14 protein-coding genes are annotated in these 14,180 nt (G+C 43.8%); 9 read left to right on the top strand and 5 right to left on the bottom strand.

The genetic code is table 11. From position 1 onward, the window contains the following. The first annotated feature begins 210 nt into the window (after positions 1-210). Positions 211-1,005, top strand: coding sequence for a type I methionyl aminopeptidase (gene map, locus KUG37_RS04440; RefSeq protein WP_216937380.1), 795 nt, complete (start codon positions 211-213; stop codon positions 1,003-1,005). Positions 1,006-1,251: 246 nt separating this feature from the next. On the opposite strand, the gene KUG37_RS04445 is transcribed toward map, so the two are convergent. The 4 genes from KUG37_RS04445 to KUG37_RS04460 form a co-directional block, all read right to left on the bottom strand. Continuing rightward, a complete protein-coding gene (locus KUG37_RS04445) occupies positions 1,252-2,151 on the bottom strand; it encodes a LysR substrate-binding domain-containing protein (protein ID WP_216937378.1) in 900 nt (299 codons plus the stop codon). A gap of 84 nt (positions 2,152-2,235) precedes the next feature. Beyond that, the gene (locus tag KUG37_RS04450) at positions 2,236-2,940 is read right to left on the bottom strand and encodes a Sir2 family NAD-dependent protein deacetylase (protein ID WP_216937376.1); all 705 of its coding nucleotides are present in this window, start codon (positions 2,938-2,940) and stop codon (positions 2,236-2,238) included. Positions 2,941-2,959: 19 nt separating this feature from the next. Continuing rightward, the gene (locus tag KUG37_RS04455; protein ID WP_216937374.1) at positions 2,960-3,892 is read right to left on the bottom strand and encodes an alpha/beta fold hydrolase; all 933 of its coding nucleotides are present in this window, start codon (positions 3,890-3,892) and stop codon (positions 2,960-2,962) included. Positions 3,893-3,906: 14 nt separating this feature from the next. Then, positions 3,907-4,455 (bottom strand): PadR family transcriptional regulator, encoded by a 549-nt coding sequence (locus KUG37_RS04460; protein ID WP_216937366.1) that lies wholly within the window; start codon positions 4,453-4,455, stop codon positions 3,907-3,909. 166 nt (positions 4,456-4,621) lie between these two features. Here KUG37_RS04460 and KUG37_RS04465 point away from each other — a divergent pair, with 166 nt between their 5' ends. The 3 genes from KUG37_RS04465 (at position 4,622) to KUG37_RS04475 (ending at position 8,476) form a co-directional block, all read left to right on the top strand. Next, positions 4,622-6,646, top strand: a complete 2,025-nt coding sequence (locus KUG37_RS04465; protein WP_216937364.1) for an NADPH-dependent 2,4-dienoyl-CoA reductase — start codon at positions 4,622-4,624, stop codon at positions 6,644-6,646. Positions 6,647-6,882: 236 nt separating this feature from the next. Then, the gene (locus KUG37_RS04470) at positions 6,883-7,293 is read left to right on the top strand and encodes a nuclear transport factor 2 family protein (protein ID WP_216937361.1); all 411 of its coding nucleotides are present in this window, start codon (positions 6,883-6,885) and stop codon (positions 7,291-7,293) included. A gap of 70 nt (positions 7,294-7,363) precedes the next feature. Continuing rightward, positions 7,364-8,476: a YheT family hydrolase gene (locus KUG37_RS04475; protein WP_216937359.1), complete on the top strand. Its 1,113-nt coding sequence runs from the start codon at positions 7,364-7,366 to the stop codon at positions 8,474-8,476. 55 nt (positions 8,477-8,531) lie between these two features. Here KUG37_RS04475 and KUG37_RS04480 read toward each other — a convergent pair whose 3' ends face one another. Then, on the bottom strand, positions 8,532-8,951 hold the full coding sequence (locus tag KUG37_RS04480; protein WP_216937357.1) for a hypothetical protein: 420 nt from the start codon (positions 8,949-8,951) through the stop codon (positions 8,532-8,534). A gap of 228 nt (positions 8,952-9,179) precedes the next feature. Between KUG37_RS04480 and KUG37_RS04485 the strand changes: the two genes are divergently transcribed. The 5 genes from KUG37_RS04485 to ispD are packed head-to-tail and all read left to right on the top strand — an operon-like array spanning position 9,180 to position 14,141. Then, a complete protein-coding gene (locus tag KUG37_RS04485) occupies positions 9,180-10,817 on the top strand; it encodes a CTP synthase (RefSeq protein ID WP_216937355.1) in 1,638 nt (545 codons plus the stop codon). A gap of 32 nt (positions 10,818-10,849) precedes the next feature. Then, positions 10,850-11,707, top strand: a complete 858-nt coding sequence (gene kdsA, locus KUG37_RS04490) for a 3-deoxy-8-phosphooctulonate synthase (protein WP_216937353.1) — start codon at positions 10,850-10,852, stop codon at positions 11,705-11,707. 59 nt (positions 11,708-11,766) lie between these two features. After that, entirely contained in the window at positions 11,767-13,056 is a 1,290-nt protein-coding gene (gene eno / locus KUG37_RS04495; protein ID WP_216937350.1) for a phosphopyruvate hydratase, read from the top strand. A 7-nt stretch (positions 13,057-13,063) separates the two neighbouring features. Then, on the top strand, positions 13,064-13,456 hold the full coding sequence (locus KUG37_RS04500; RefSeq protein WP_216937348.1) for a septum formation initiator family protein: 393 nt from the start codon (positions 13,064-13,066) through the stop codon (positions 13,454-13,456). Continuing rightward, positions 13,425-14,141 (top strand): 2-C-methyl-D-erythritol 4-phosphate cytidylyltransferase, encoded by a 717-nt coding sequence (gene ispD / locus KUG37_RS04505; RefSeq protein WP_216937333.1) that lies wholly within the window; start codon positions 13,425-13,427, stop codon positions 14,139-14,141. Before KUG37_RS04500 ends, ispD begins: the two co-directional genes overlap by 32 nt. The last annotated feature ends 39 nt before the right edge of the window (positions 14,142-14,180 follow it).

Raw genomic sequence — 14,180 nt, forward strand, 5'->3', positions numbered from 1 at the left:
ATGCTTGATAATTCGTGAAAAAATATATTATTTATTTTAAATTCATAAAAGTTCTCCAGTGGCTATCAAATTATATCGCTTATTGTTTGTGTAAATAATCGGCAGAAAAAATCCCTGTCTTCCAAAAAATTGATGCTTAGAAAATTCACAACTACGACATATATCGCAAAAAGGGATTATAATTCAGGGATTCATAGTGAGGATAGGTTTATGCGCGCTCCAGCGATTAGTCTTAAAACTGAGCAAGATGTAGAAAAACTGCGGATATCTGGGCGTTTGGCTGCAGAGGTTTTAGCGATGATCGGGGAGCATGTCAAGCCAGGTGTCACGACTGAATATCTGGATGATCTCTGTCATGATTTTATTGTAAATACCCTGCAAGTGACTCCGGCCAATATTGGCTATTATGGTTATACCAAAACTACCTGTATTTCACCGAATGAAGTGGTCTGTCATGGTATTCCATCATCGAAATTAGTTTTACAAGAGGGCGATATTATCAATATTGATGTCGCCATTATTAAAGACGGTTATTTTGGTGATACCAGCCGAATGTACTATGTCGGAACCCCATCTCCAGAAGCTAAACGACTGGTAAATACCACCTATGAAGCCATGTTGGCGGGGATTCACGCAGTGAAGCCAGGCGCGACCCTGGGTGATATTGGTTATGCCATTCAAACGGTTGCACAGCGTGAAGGCTATTCAATAGTGCGTGAATACTGCGGTCATGGTATTGGCAAAGTGTATCATGAGCAGCCAAACATTCTGCATTATGGGCAGCCAGGCCAAGGCATTAAACTGGTTCCGGGCATGGTCTTTACCATTGAGCCGATGGTGAATATGGGCAAAGCCCGCGTCAAAGAACTAAAAGATGGCTGGACTGTGGTGACTACGGATAAATCATGGTCTGCACAATGGGAACATATGGTGTATGTGACCGAAACCGGATTTGAAGTCTTGTCTCCTTGGCCTGAAGGCACCGGTGAGTATCCAGATATTTAAAGTATTGAGCAGATTAGGTTGATTAACCTCAATTCACTTACATAAATTACAGCTTATGCGTGCTTGCTGACGAAAGCATACGAAACACTACAGTAAACAGTGGTTTAAGCTAAGCTTTCTGATTAAGCTAACAGGTCAGATATATAGCTTCCTTTTTTGTTTACTATGCTGTAGTCAAATTTTCTCTAGCTCATTTTTCCCCAAGAATGAGCTATTTTTTGTCCGGTTTTTTTTAAAGTGGGCAATTTAGTGATGATTTAATTCAGCGACCAGATAATCAATAAAGACCCGGACTGCGGGCAACAAGCCACGACGTGAAGGATAAACGGCATGGAAAATACCATGCGGTGCTTTCCAGTCAGAAAGAACCCGAACCAGTTGACCATTTGCGACATACTGCTCGACCACATTATCTGGCAATAAAGTGACTCCTAAACCAGATGCTGCCAGTTGTGCCAGCATATTCAGATCGGAACCCATGACCGTTGGACTAACACGGATTTTTTTCTGTTCCTGCTGTTCATTTTGTAGGGTCAGGTACTGTTCTGTATGCTCTTCAGCCATACTCAGGATTTTATGTTCAGCCAGTTGCTCAGGGGTTTTTAAGTTACCAAATTCGTTTAAGTAACCCTGACTGGCAAACAGGTGTTGTTCAATTTTTTCAAACTGGCGAATGACCAGATTCGGGTCATCATCCAGGCTGGAACGAACCCGTAAGGCCAGATCAAAGCCTTCATTGATAATATCCACCCGGCGATTGGTGATCATCATCTGGACTTTAATTTCAGGATATTTTTTCAGAAAGTCCGGCAGAATTTTTGCCATTTCGTTCTGGGCAATCGATACCGGCAGGCTGACTTTAATGGTTCCGCGCGGTTCGGTACTCAGGTGATCCACCAGATCATGCGCCGCCTGTGCTGCACTGAGCATAACCTGAGCATGCCGGTAAATATTCATGCCGATATCGGTCACGGCAAAATGACGCGAACTGCGCTGAATCAGACGTACTCCCAGACGTTCTTCCAGATTAAACACCCGGCGGCTGAGTTTGGATTTGGGAATATCGGTCGCACGTTCAGCTGCACTAAAGCCGCCATGTTCTACCACCTGTGCAAAACAGTAAAAATCATCCAGATCGGTCAGCATTGTTTAATTCCATTCTTGCAACGATAAGCTGATTAAAGATTGATTGTTGCATACTGTCAATCAGAGAATGCAGTGCATAAACTTTTAATTTCCGGGTTTAATTAAACCAGATAGTGTTTGCATGCCTGCGGTTGCGCTCTGGGAAATCTTGTGAAATTGTGCAGGCAAGTGCTGCTGTTCGGCTTTCGGATCGATGTAATAGGCCTGACAGCTCGCAGGAATCTCATGAATTAATCCGGCGACCGGATAAACCTGTAGACTGGTACCAATCACTACAAAGATATCTGCATCCTGTACACAGTCTTGGGCTTCTGCATAAGCAGGCACAGCCTCGCCAAACCAGACCACATGTGGACGTAGCGGATAGCCTGCTTTACAGAAGTGCTTATTTAAATCTAATTCAGCACCTTCAACCGGATAGAACTCGGTCGTGCTTTGTGCATCCGGGCCTGAAGTTTTGGACAGTCGGATATTACCATGTAGATGAATCACTTTGCTGCTACCGGCACGTTCATGCAGATCATCAATATTCTGGGTAATGACATGCACATCAAAGTCATCTTCAAGCTCGGCAATGAGTTGATGTGCGGTATTTGGCTGGGCTTCCAGGATATTTTTACGGCGGGCATTATAAAAACGTTGCACCAGTTCCGGATTGTGAGCCCAGGCTTCAGGAGTAGCAACCTCTTCAATACGATATTGCTCCCATAGGCCATCGCTATCACGGAAGGTGTTAATACCACTTTCAGCGCTCATGCCCGCACCTGAAAAGACCACCAGTTTTTTCATTGTTCTGTCTCCTGAAACCTTAAACTGTTGAAGTACTTGATTGTGAATTTTCTTTCAAGAAAATGCCAAGTTCTCGGGCAAATTTTAGGGGTTCAGTCAGTAAGGGGGTATGACCAGATTTGCTGAAAATTACCTGCTTGGCCTGAGCTAAGCTTTCCGCAATCAGACGCTGGCCTTCAAAAGGATAAAGCTTGGATTGTACACCGCTAAAGAAAGTCACCGGACAGTTGAGCTGAGCCAGTGCCTCGCGGTAGTCTTCATGGTGATATAAATAATTATTGATATACCACGCCATATAATCCACCCGGCTAGATGGCAGGAGTAAGCTTTGCAGGCGAGGGTGATTCAGGATGAGCTGGAAAGCTTTCAAGCTATATTTTTGCTCATTTTGTAGCTGAATAAAGCGCAGCCATAATACCGCGATCTGTTTGCGTACCGAAACGTCAAGATCCCGGATTAATTCCACCTGCTGATATTGTGTAAGTAGATTAGAGATCTGCTGCAAAATCTTAATAAATTCTGCATGACGTGAACCAAAAAGACCAAAAGCCCAAGCATCATCAACCAGAATTTTAGGGGTTTGATCGATATGCAAATAAGCAGAAATCTGACTGGCAAAGTGGTCATAATGCAAGCCATGCATGGCGGTGGTGGCACCCATGGAATAGGCAATGACGATTACTTGCTCTAATTTTATCTGGGTCAGGACTGAACGCACATCCTGCCAGTGACTAGAGATTGCATCGAGATCTTGCGGGATTTTACAGCGACTGGAAGAACCAAAACCGCGCCATTCCGGAATAATAAAACGGAATTTTTTTTGATGCGGATAGAGAAAAGCTGCCCATTGCCAGCTCAGCATACCGAGCCCCGAAAGTACCAGTACCGGTTGTCCCTGACCGTATTCACGTACAAACAGCTGTTCACCATCGGGCATGCGATAAAAGGGCATGTGCTTCTCCGTGTTTATAATTGTTTTGTATCAAATTGTTGTAGTCGCGGAATGACCTGTTCCAGCCAGGCAATCCAGCCGAGTTCCTGATCAATACCCAGTTGCAGAATCATTTTATGAATATACAGGGTACGGTCATTTTCATCAGCCTGGGCAAAATCTTTAGCAAAAATATGCTGATAGGTGTTTAGTTTTTCTTTATGCAGTTTCAGATGGCGTTCCAGTTCGGGTAGGGTGTTATTGCCGCCAAGCTGCGCTTCGGCACGTAGACGCACCATCAGTTCTTCGCGCAGTTGTGCCGGTGGACTTTGTTGCAGCATCCAGTTGGCCAGTTCTTTCCGGCCAAGATGCTCTACCTGATAAGTCTTTTTGCGGCTAGTAGAGTCTTCCTCTTCCAGGGTGGAAATCCAGCCTTTTTGCTGCATGGCATTCAGCTCACGATAAATCTGCTGATGGGTGGCATTCCAGAAAAAACCCATGGAACGGTCAAAACGGCGGGCCAGTTCAATTCCGGTGCTGGGTTTTTCAAGCAGGCTGGTCAATAAAACATGCGCTAAAGACATATACGTCTCAAAAAAATGACTCGAGATTATTATGCAACATGTTGCATAAAAATCAATTCTGGCATATAAATTAGTGCAACAAGTTGCATTAAACTGGAAGATTGAGGGATCAAAATGCCAGTTTGTAAAAACAATAGCCAGCATACATGCACGCTCAGGAGTTGAAATGTCTAAATATCCGAATTTACTTGCCCCATTGAACCTTGGTTTTACCACGCTTAAAAACCGCGTGTTGATGGGTTCCATGCACGTTGGTCTTGAAGAAGCACCCGGCGGATATGATCGGATGGCAGCTTTTTATGCAGAGCGTGCCAAAGGTGGGGTGGCTTTAATTGTCACCGGTGGGATTTCTCCGAATGATCACGGTGTCACCTTTAAAGGCGGCTCCAAACTCGACACGATTGAAGAAGCAGAAAAACATAAGGTCATTACCCAAGCTGTACATGAGGCAGGTGGGAAAATCGCCATGCAGATTCTGCATACCGGACGTTATTCTTATCAATCCGAAAATGTTGCGCCGTCACCGATTCAGGCACCGATCAATCCAGTCAAGCCACATGCTTTAACGTCTGCCGAAGTGCAGCAAACCATTGATGATTTTGCGAATTGTGCCAAGCTGGCCCAATATGCCGGTTACGATGGTGTAGAAATCATGGGATCGGAAGGCTACCTGATTAACGAGTTTATTGCAGCGCGTACCAACCATCGTGATGATGAATGGGGTGGTAGTTATGAAAACCGCATCCGTTTCCCGATTGAAATTGTACGCCGTACCCGTGAAATGGTGGGTGAGAATTTTATCATTATTTATCGCCTTTCTATGCTGGATCTGGTTGAGGGTGGTTCAAGCCTGGAAGAAGTAATCCAGCTAGCCAAAGCCATTGAAAAAGCCGGTGCGACTATTATCAATACCGGAATTGGCTGGCATGAAGCACGCATTCCGACGATTGCCACCAAAGTGCCGCGTGCAGCCTTTACTTGGGTCACCCGTAAACTGAAAGGTCAGGTGAAAATTCCTTTAATTACTTCGAATCGTATCAATACCCCGGAAATGGCTGAATATGTATTGGCATCTGGTGATGCCGATATGATTTCTATGGCGCGTCCAATGCTGGCCGATTCGGAATTTGTCCTGAAAGCGGAACAGGGTCGTAGTGATGAAATCAATACCTGTATTGGTTGTAATCAGGCCTGTCTGGACCATATTTTCTCGATGAAAATTGCAACTTGTCTGGTTAATCCACGTGCGTGCTATGAAACTGAATTAATCTTTAAAGAAACCAGTGTGGCAAAAAATATCGCTGTGGTTGGAGCAGGTCCTGCGGGGCTCAGTTTTGCGGTATATGCTGCAAATCGTGGTCATCAGGTGACAGTATTTGAAGCTGCTGCTCAGATTGGTGGACAGTTTAATATCGCCAAAACCATTCCGGGCAAGGAAGAGTTTTATGAAACCTTGCGCTACTTCAAGCGTCAGATTGAATTACAGCCACGTATCAAATTGCAGCTGAATCATAAGGCGAGTCTGGAACAACTGGCTCAGTCTAAATTTGATGAAATTGTAGTGGCAAGCGGAGTGACGCCACGTCAACTTTCTATTCCAGGCATTGATCATCCAAAAGTACTGTCTTATCTGGACGTGCTAAAAGAGCGTAAGCCAGTGGGTCAGCGAGTTGCCATTATTGGTGCAGGCGGTATTGGTTTTGATACAGCCGAGTTCCTGAGCCATGAAGGGGAAAGTGGCAGCATCAATCCGGAAAAGTTCTATGATGAATGGGGCATTGATACTGACTATGAAAACGTCGGAGGCTTGAAAGCTGCACATGTAGAAAAACCGCAGCGTGAAATTTATTTATTGCAACGTACAGCCGCTTCAGTGGGTGCGAGTCTGGGTAAAACCACAGGCTGGATTCATCGTACAGGTTTAAAACACCGTGATGTAAAAATGATTGCGGGCGCCAATTATGAAAAAATTGATGATCAGGGCTTACACATAGTGGTAAATGACAAACCTGCGGTGCTAGAAGTTGATCATGTCATTATTTGTGCTGGCCAGGAATCTTATACCGCCATGTTTGATGAACTGAAAGCGGCTGGTAAAAACGTGCATCTGATTGGTGGAGCGAAAGAAGCGGGTGAGCTGGATGCCAAGCGCGCGATCCGTCAGGGTGCTGAACTGGCAGCGGTGATCTAATTCATCCCGACCTTCCTTTACCAAAGGAAGGAGAAGTCCCCCTTTTTTAAGGGGGATTGAGGGGGGATTTAATTCAAATTATTCTTTTAGAGTATGCAGTAAAACCCTTCTCAACCTTCTTTTCTTGCACTTTATTTTAAAGCAGTGCTTTAAAACTTTCTCAGGAGAAATCCTGTCTATATTAAAGGCGAGAAGTATTTAAACTTTGATTGAAAAACAACAAAAAGGAAGTGAAAATGTCTATTGAAACAACCAGACAATCCATTGCGTGCTGGCACGAGATGTTAGAAACACGTGATATGTCGATTTTGAATGAGTTACTTGCTGAAAATGTGGTATTTCGTTCCCCAGTGGCTTTTCAGCCTTATCCTGGAAAACAGGTAGTATTTTTTATTCTGACCAATGTAATTCAGGTCTTTGAAAACTTCACTTATCACCGTGAATTCTTCAGTGAAGATGGTAACAATGTCGTACTTGAGTTTTCCGCTCAAGTGGGCGATAAGAAACTTAAAGGAGTTGACATGATTCATTTTAATGATGAAGGTCAGATCACTGATTTTGAAGTCATGATTAGACCTAAATCCGGACTAGAAGCTTTAGCCTTACATATGGGCCAACGGATGCAGTCATTCCAAGCTAAAACTTAATTCGAATTATTGATATCAAGTCGGCATGAAATTTGTAAATCACAGCTAGTAATACTAGAGGGGATGACAGATGAAAATGTTGCTTAAAAAAATGGGTCAGCTTTCCACTGAATATCTGGACCGCTTCAGTGGAGCAGATCAGCCGACCCTCTATTACAATCCGAATGGTATTTTTTCAGGATTAATTGAATATTTACCACAACTTAAACAAAAATACCGTCCTACGCCGTGGCTAGCCAATGCACATGCACATATTCTGTATCTGGATCTGATAAAAAAACGCACCATCAAGCTGAGATATGATTTGCTTGAACAGCTGAAAATGTCAGATGGTGGGATTACCGGCATTGCCTGGTATGGTCTGGATCTTCCTGCAAATACGCCTACCATTGTTTTATTGCATACTATTACCGGTTCTCCAGAGTCAATGCGGGAACTGGTACGGGATCTGCATAAATATACGGGTTGGCGGGTAGCCTTGTGCTTGCGCCGTGGTCATGCACATCTGCCAATGCCTGTACCTAAAATAAATCTGTTTGGCTCGACCCAAGACTTGCGGGAACAACTGCTTTATATCCAAGATAAATTTCCTCAGTCGGAACTTTATGGTGTCGGGTCTTCTGCGGGTACGGGTTTGCTGGTTCGCTATCTGGGCGAAGAAGGAGAACAAACACCTTTAAAAGCCGCGTTTGCCTTGTGTCCAGGCTATAACATGGAAACTGGATTCGATTTTGTGCATCCATTTTATAGCAAGGTCATGACTAAAAAACTGATTAAGCGTTTTATCCAGCCTTATCAGGAAACCTGGCAAGTCTGTCCGAGCTGGAAACGATTATTGGAGGTTAAAGATCTATCTGAGTTTGAACAACTCTATTTTGAACTGGCCGGTTTTAAAGACTATGTGAGTTATACGCAAGCTACTAATCCTATTTACGTCTTTGAAAATGTCAAAATTCCATTGATGATTTTGAATTCAGAGGATGATCCGATTTGCAATATCCGCAACTTAGAGCCTCATAAGGATAAAATTAGAGCCATGCCGAATATTGTCGTAATTACTACTAAAAGAGGTAGTCATTGCGGTTTTTATCAAGGCTTGATGCAAACCGAATCATGGGCCACTCGTCTGATGGCAGATTACCTGATTCATTTATCTCGTGGCCCGGCAGCAGTATCCGCTTAAAAATATCAATAAAAAACCCAGCATCTGCTGGGTTTTTTTGATGAAGATATTGTACTTAGTTAAGTGCTGGCATTGCTGCAGCAATCGCGTCGGCAACCGCATCATCCTCAGACTTGTTTTCTGGATTTGAACTGGTTTCAGGTGCCGTTGCAGTAGGTTTTACAGCAGGTTCTTCGCTGGTTTCAGTCACTGGTGCCGGCTCAGTAGCTTCCGGTTTTTTAATTTCACGACGGATTTCAGTCGTGGTATTTGCAGTTTGTTCACGTCGAATTTCAACAGTTGGCGGTACTTCTTCAATGACAGTCGTTTCTTCTACAGGCTCAAGCGGTTCAAATTGCGCTGGTGCCGGAGACGAGATTTCGGATGCTGGAGTAACTTCTACTTGCTCTTCTTCTTTTGGTGCTTCTTTTTTTACACACGCCGTCAATGTAAGGCCAGTCAAGATTACGGTACAGATTAAAAGTTTCTTCATCATCATTGCATCAAACAGAAAAGTGTGGAGGGGATACACTATTATAGCAGCAAATTACAAGATAGAAATCATATGAACTTACTGTAATTTTTTATCGGAATTGCTGTTAGAATAGTCAATTGTTTATTGTTCTTTGAATTGATGCGGATTGACTTTGCTTTCTAGGTACAAGGTAAAGTAAAATTGCGCAACATTGCAGGCCGATTTAGGCTCGATTGTACGAGAAACCCAATGACCCATTTTATTTTCGTTACTGGTGGTGTAGTTTCATCACTAGGTAAAGGTATTTCAGCTGCTTCTGTCGCTGCACTTTTAGAGGCTCGTGGTTTAAAAGTGACCATGGTAAAAATGGATCCATACATTAATGTCGATCCAGGGACGATGAGCCCATTCCAGCATGGTGAAGTTTTTGTTACAGAAGATGGTGCTGAAACAGACTTAGATTTGGGTTACTACGAACGTTTCTTGCGTCGTGCGAAAATGACCAAACTGAATAACTTCACATCAGGTCGTGTTTATCAGGATGTTCTCAACAAAGAACGCCGTGGTGACTACCTGGGTGGTACTGTGCAAGTTATTCCACACATTACTGACAATATCAAAGAGCGTGTCCTGCGTGCAGGCGAAGGCTATGACGTTGCGATTGTCGAGATCGGCGGTACAGTAGGTGACATTGAATCTCTCCCATTCATGGAATCTGTACGTCAGTTAATGGTTGAACTTGGTCACAAGCGCACCATGCTTATGCACTTAACGTTACTCCCATACATTAAGTCTGCAGCAGAATTAAAAACCAAACCAACACAGCACTCTGTTAAAGAACTTCTGTCGATTGGTATTCAGCCAGACATTCTCATCTGCCGTACCGAGTACGATGTAGATGCAGATACTATCCGTAAGATTGCATTATTTACCAACGTTGAAGCACGTGCCGTTGTGGTATGTAAAGATGCACGTTCGATCTACCAGATTCCACGTACTTTCTACGAACAAAATGTTGACGATTTAATCTGTGAACGTTTTGGCTATGAGCTTCCTGAAGCTGATTTAACCGATTGGGATAACGTGGTAGAAGCTTTACTGAACCCTGCATACACAGTACGTGTAGCGATGGTCGGTAAATACGTTGAACTTCCAGATGCATATAAATCTGTAAACGAAGCACTTCTACATGCGGGCATTCAAAACCGTGTGAAAGTTCAGATTGACTACGTAAACGCTGAAGAACTTGAAAGCCAGGACGTCAATGAAGTATTGAAAGATGCGGATGCGATTCTGGTGCCAGGCGGTTTCGGTGAGCGCGGTACTGAAGGCAAAATGAAGGCGATTCAATTCGCTCGTGAAAACGGTGTGCCGTTCCTCGGTATTTGCTTGGGTATGCAGTTGGCTGTAATCGAATACGCACGTAATGTTGCCGGTATTGAAGATGCGACCTCGACTGAGTTTAACCGTTCTACCAAGTCTCCATTGATTGGTTTGATTACTGAATGGCTAGATGAACGCGGTGAAGTTCAGCAACGTTCTGCTGACTCTGATTTGGGTGGCACGATGCGTTTAGGCGCGCAAAAATCTGAACTGGTTGCAGGCACTAAAACTGCAGAAGTTTATGGTTCTGAAGAAATCATCGAGCGTCATCGTCACCGTTACGAGATGAACAACCGTTATATCCCAGTGCTGGAAGAAAAAGGCATGAAGATTTCTGGTTATTCTCCAGTACAGCATTTGGTAGAAACTGTTGAAATTCCTGCACATCCTTGGTTTATTGCAGTACAATTCCACCCGGAATTTACCAGCTCGCCACGTGAGGGTCACCCGTTGTTTGCAAGTTTCATTGCTGCTGCGAAAGAACAGTACCAAAAAACCAAATAATCGGTGTGTAGGACACAATTAGGGAAGTTTAAATGTCGCAATTAAAACCACAAGAAATTGTACGTTTGGGCGATATACAAATGGCAAATCATTTGCCATTTGTATTATTCGGCGGAATGAATGTACTTGAATCTAAAGACCTGGCTTTTGAAATCGCAGAGACCTATGTCGATATCTGTACACGTTTGGACATTCCTTACGTGTTCAAGGCGAGTTTTGATAAAGCCAACCGTTCAAGCCTGAAATCTTTCCGTGGTCCAGGCCTGGAAAAAGGTCTCGAGTGGTTAGCGGACATTAAAAAACACTTTAATGTGCCGATCATTACCGATGTGCATGAGCCGTATCAGGCGGCTCCTGTTGCAGAAGTAGCAGACATTATTCAATTGCCGGCTTTCTTGAGCCGTCAGACGGATCTTGTAGAATCCATAGCAAAAACGGATGCCATCATCAACATCAAAAAAGCACAATTCCTTGCGCCACACGAAATGCGTCATATTTTGCATAAGTGTCTGGAAGCTGGAAATGACAAACTGATTCTTTGTGAGCGCGGTTCAGCATTTGGTTATAACAATCTTGTTGTAGACATGCTGGGCTTCGACATCATGAAAGAAATGAATGTGCCAGTGTTTTTTGATGTGACTCATGCCTTACAAACCCCAGGTGGCCGTGCAGATTCTGCTGGCGGTCGTCGTGCCCAGATCGCGACATTGGCGCGTGCAGGTATGGCAACAGGTCTTGCAGGTCTGTTCCTAGAAGCACATCCAGATCCGGAAAAGGCCAAGTGTGATGGTCCATGTGCGCTACGCATGTCTCAGCTTGAGCCTTTCTTGGCACAGCTAAAAGAATTGGATACCTTGGTCAAAGGTTTCGAAAAGTTAGATACACACTGAGTTTATCACTCTTGCGCTGCTGTAAAGGCAGCTCATATTAATCAACTGAGGAATAGTTCATGAGCCAAATCGTTGACATTCGTGCACGTGAAATTTTGGACTCTCGTGGTAACCCTACCATCGAAGCAGACGTAATCTTAGCATCTGGCGTAGTTGGCCGTGCATGTGCACCATCTGGTGCTTCAACTGGTTCTCGTGAAGCTTTAGAACTTCGTGATGGCGATAAAACACGTTACTTAGGTAAAGGTGTTAAAACTGCGGTAAATAACGTAAATACCTTAATCCGTGACGCTTTAATCGGTAAATCAGTATTCGAGCAAAAAGACATCGATAACACGATGATCGCGCTTGACGGTACTGAAAACAAAGAAAAACTGGGTGCAAACGCAACTTTGGCCGTGTCTTTGGCTGCTGCACGTGCTGCAGCTGAAGAACAAAAAATTCCTTTGTTCCAATATATTGCCAACCTTCGCAACAACTCAATTTTGACGATGCCTGTACCAATGATGAACATCATCAATGGTGGTTCACATGCAGACAACAACGTTGATATTCAAGAGTTCATGATTGAGCCAGTGGGCTTCACTTCATTCTCTGAAGCGCTACGTGCGGGTGCTGAAATTTTCCATTCTCTAAAATCAGTTTTAAACAAAAAAGGTTTAAACACTGCAGTTGGTGATGAAGGTGGTTTTGCGCCAAACCTTCGTTCTAACGAAGAAGCAATCACGGTTATTCTTGAAGCGATTGGACAAACTGGTTACAAAGCTGGTTCTGACATCATGCTTGCACTTGACTGTGCATCTTCAGAATTCTACAAAGATGGTCAATATATTCTTGCTGGCGAAGGCAATAAAGCGTTCACAAGCAACCAGTTCTCTGACTACCTTGCAGGTCTGGTAAACCAGTACCCAATTATCTCGATTGAAGATGGTTTGGATGAATCTGACTGGGAAGGTTGGTCTTACCTGACTTCTATTCTTGGCGACAAGATCCAGTTAGTGGGTGATGACTTGTTCGTGACCAACCCTAAAATCCTGCAACGTGGTATCAATGAGAAAGTTGGTAACTCGATTCTGATCAAATACAACCAGATCGGTACCTTGACTGAAACTTTAGATGCGATCTATCTTGCGAAAGAAAATGGTTACTCTACTGTGATTTCACACCGTTCAGGCGAAACTGAAGACTCAACGATTGCTGATCTGGCAGTAGGTACAGCAGCGGGTCAAATCAAGACTGGTTCACTTTGCCGTTCTGACCGTGTAGCGAAATATAATCAATTACTTCGTATTGAAGAATTGACTCATGCTGCATATCGCGGTAAAGCTGAGTTCAAAGGTTTGAACTAAGCAACTTATGTCAATTTTAGATGTATTCGACTCGACTGCGAGTAAAGTACTGTTGGGCCTTGCGATCATTTTGATCGCAGGGTTTCAATATTTATACTGGTTTGGTGAAGGTGGTTATCATGAGCATCAGCAACTGACCCAGAAAATCCAGCAACAAATGGAATTGAATAATGACCTGAAAGAACGTAATCGCGTTCTGGCAGCGGAAGTTTATGATTTGAAGAATGGTATTGAAGCCATCGAAGAACATGCACGTTTAGATCTTGGCCTGATTAAGCCGCGTGAAACTTTTATTCAAATGAGCACGATCAGTACTCAATATAAACCGATCTATCTTAATCCCAATTCGAATGTAGACCTGCGAACCAATGAGTCAGCTGACGCGCCAACCACACCCTAAGCTTTGGGTCATTCTTCCAGCTGCAGGTTCCGGTAGCCGTTTCTCCAAAACAGAACTGAAACAATATCAGATGATTCAAGAGCGAACTGTTCTTGAACATACCGTTTCGCGTCTGAATCAATTGCCTTTGACGGGTTATGTGCTGGTGATTAATGAGCAGGATCATGTGGCGAAAACCCTGCCATTTTCCGGTCTGGAGAAAGCCCATTTTTGTCTGGGCGGTGCAGAGCGGGTAAATTCGGTGCTGAATGCACTCACGTATTTATCTAAAATGGCTTCTGAAGATGACTGGGTGCTGGTCCATGATGCAGCACGTCCCTGTGTCAGTCTCGATTGTCTGCAACAGTTGGTAAGTACCGCAATTACACAGGATCATGCTGCGATTCTTGCGATTCCGGTACGAGATACACTTAAGCGTGTAGTCACCGGTTTTGATATTCAGGAAACGGTGGATCGCTCAATGCTATGGCAGGCGCAAACACCACAAATGGCTAAGCTGGGAACATTAACACGGGCGATTGAGCAGGCCTTGCAGCAGGATGGTGCTATGATTACCGATGAAGCCAGTGCACTGGAACATATCGGTGAGCTGGTGAGTGTGGTTCAAGGGCGTTCTGATAATATTAAAATTACCTATCCGGATGATCTGGAACTCGCCAAGCTGATTTTACAAGCTCAGGCTTAAAAATATATTCGAATAAAATTTAAATAAAAGCAGAATAAA

It is taken from the genome of Acinetobacter sp. BY419, from assembly GCF_019038395.1.
Classification (GTDB): domain Bacteria; phylum Pseudomonadota; class Gammaproteobacteria; order Pseudomonadales; family Moraxellaceae; genus Acinetobacter.

Excerpts from the sequence above, each read along its gene's own strand:
- map (WP_216937380.1), top strand. The coding sequence starts at position 211 with ATGCGCGCTCCAGCGATTAGTCTTAAAACTGAGCAAGATGTAGAAAAA.
- KUG37_RS04445 (WP_216937378.1), bottom strand. The coding sequence starts at position 2,151 with ATGCTGACCGATCTGGATGATTTTTACTGTTTTGCACAGGTGGTAGAA.
- KUG37_RS04450 (WP_216937376.1), bottom strand. The coding sequence starts at position 2,940 with ATGAAAAAACTGGTGGTCTTTTCAGGTGCGGGCATGAGCGCTGAAAGT.
- KUG37_RS04455 (WP_216937374.1), bottom strand. The coding sequence starts at position 3,892 with ATGCCCTTTTATCGCATGCCCGATGGTGAACAGCTGTTTGTACGTGAA.
- KUG37_RS04460 (WP_216937366.1), bottom strand. The coding sequence starts at position 4,455 with ATGTCTTTAGCGCATGTTTTATTGACCAGCCTGCTTGAAAAACCCAGC.
- KUG37_RS04465 (WP_216937364.1), top strand. The coding sequence starts at position 4,622 with ATGTCTAAATATCCGAATTTACTTGCCCCATTGAACCTTGGTTTTACC.
- KUG37_RS04470 (WP_216937361.1), top strand. The coding sequence starts at position 6,883 with ATGTCTATTGAAACAACCAGACAATCCATTGCGTGCTGGCACGAGATG.
- KUG37_RS04475 (WP_216937359.1), top strand. The coding sequence starts at position 7,364 with ATGAAAATGTTGCTTAAAAAAATGGGTCAGCTTTCCACTGAATATCTG.
- KUG37_RS04480 (WP_216937357.1), bottom strand. The coding sequence starts at position 8,951 with ATGATGAAGAAACTTTTAATCTGTACCGTAATCTTGACTGGCCTTACA.
- KUG37_RS04485 (WP_216937355.1), top strand. The coding sequence starts at position 9,180 with ATGACCCATTTTATTTTCGTTACTGGTGGTGTAGTTTCATCACTAGGT.
- kdsA (WP_216937353.1), top strand. The coding sequence starts at position 10,850 with ATGTCGCAATTAAAACCACAAGAAATTGTACGTTTGGGCGATATACAA.
- eno (WP_216937350.1), top strand. The coding sequence starts at position 11,767 with ATGAGCCAAATCGTTGACATTCGTGCACGTGAAATTTTGGACTCTCGT.
- KUG37_RS04500 (WP_216937348.1), top strand. The coding sequence starts at position 13,064 with ATGTCAATTTTAGATGTATTCGACTCGACTGCGAGTAAAGTACTGTTG.
- ispD (WP_216937333.1), top strand. The coding sequence starts at position 13,425 with ATGAGTCAGCTGACGCGCCAACCACACCCTAAGCTTTGGGTCATTCTT.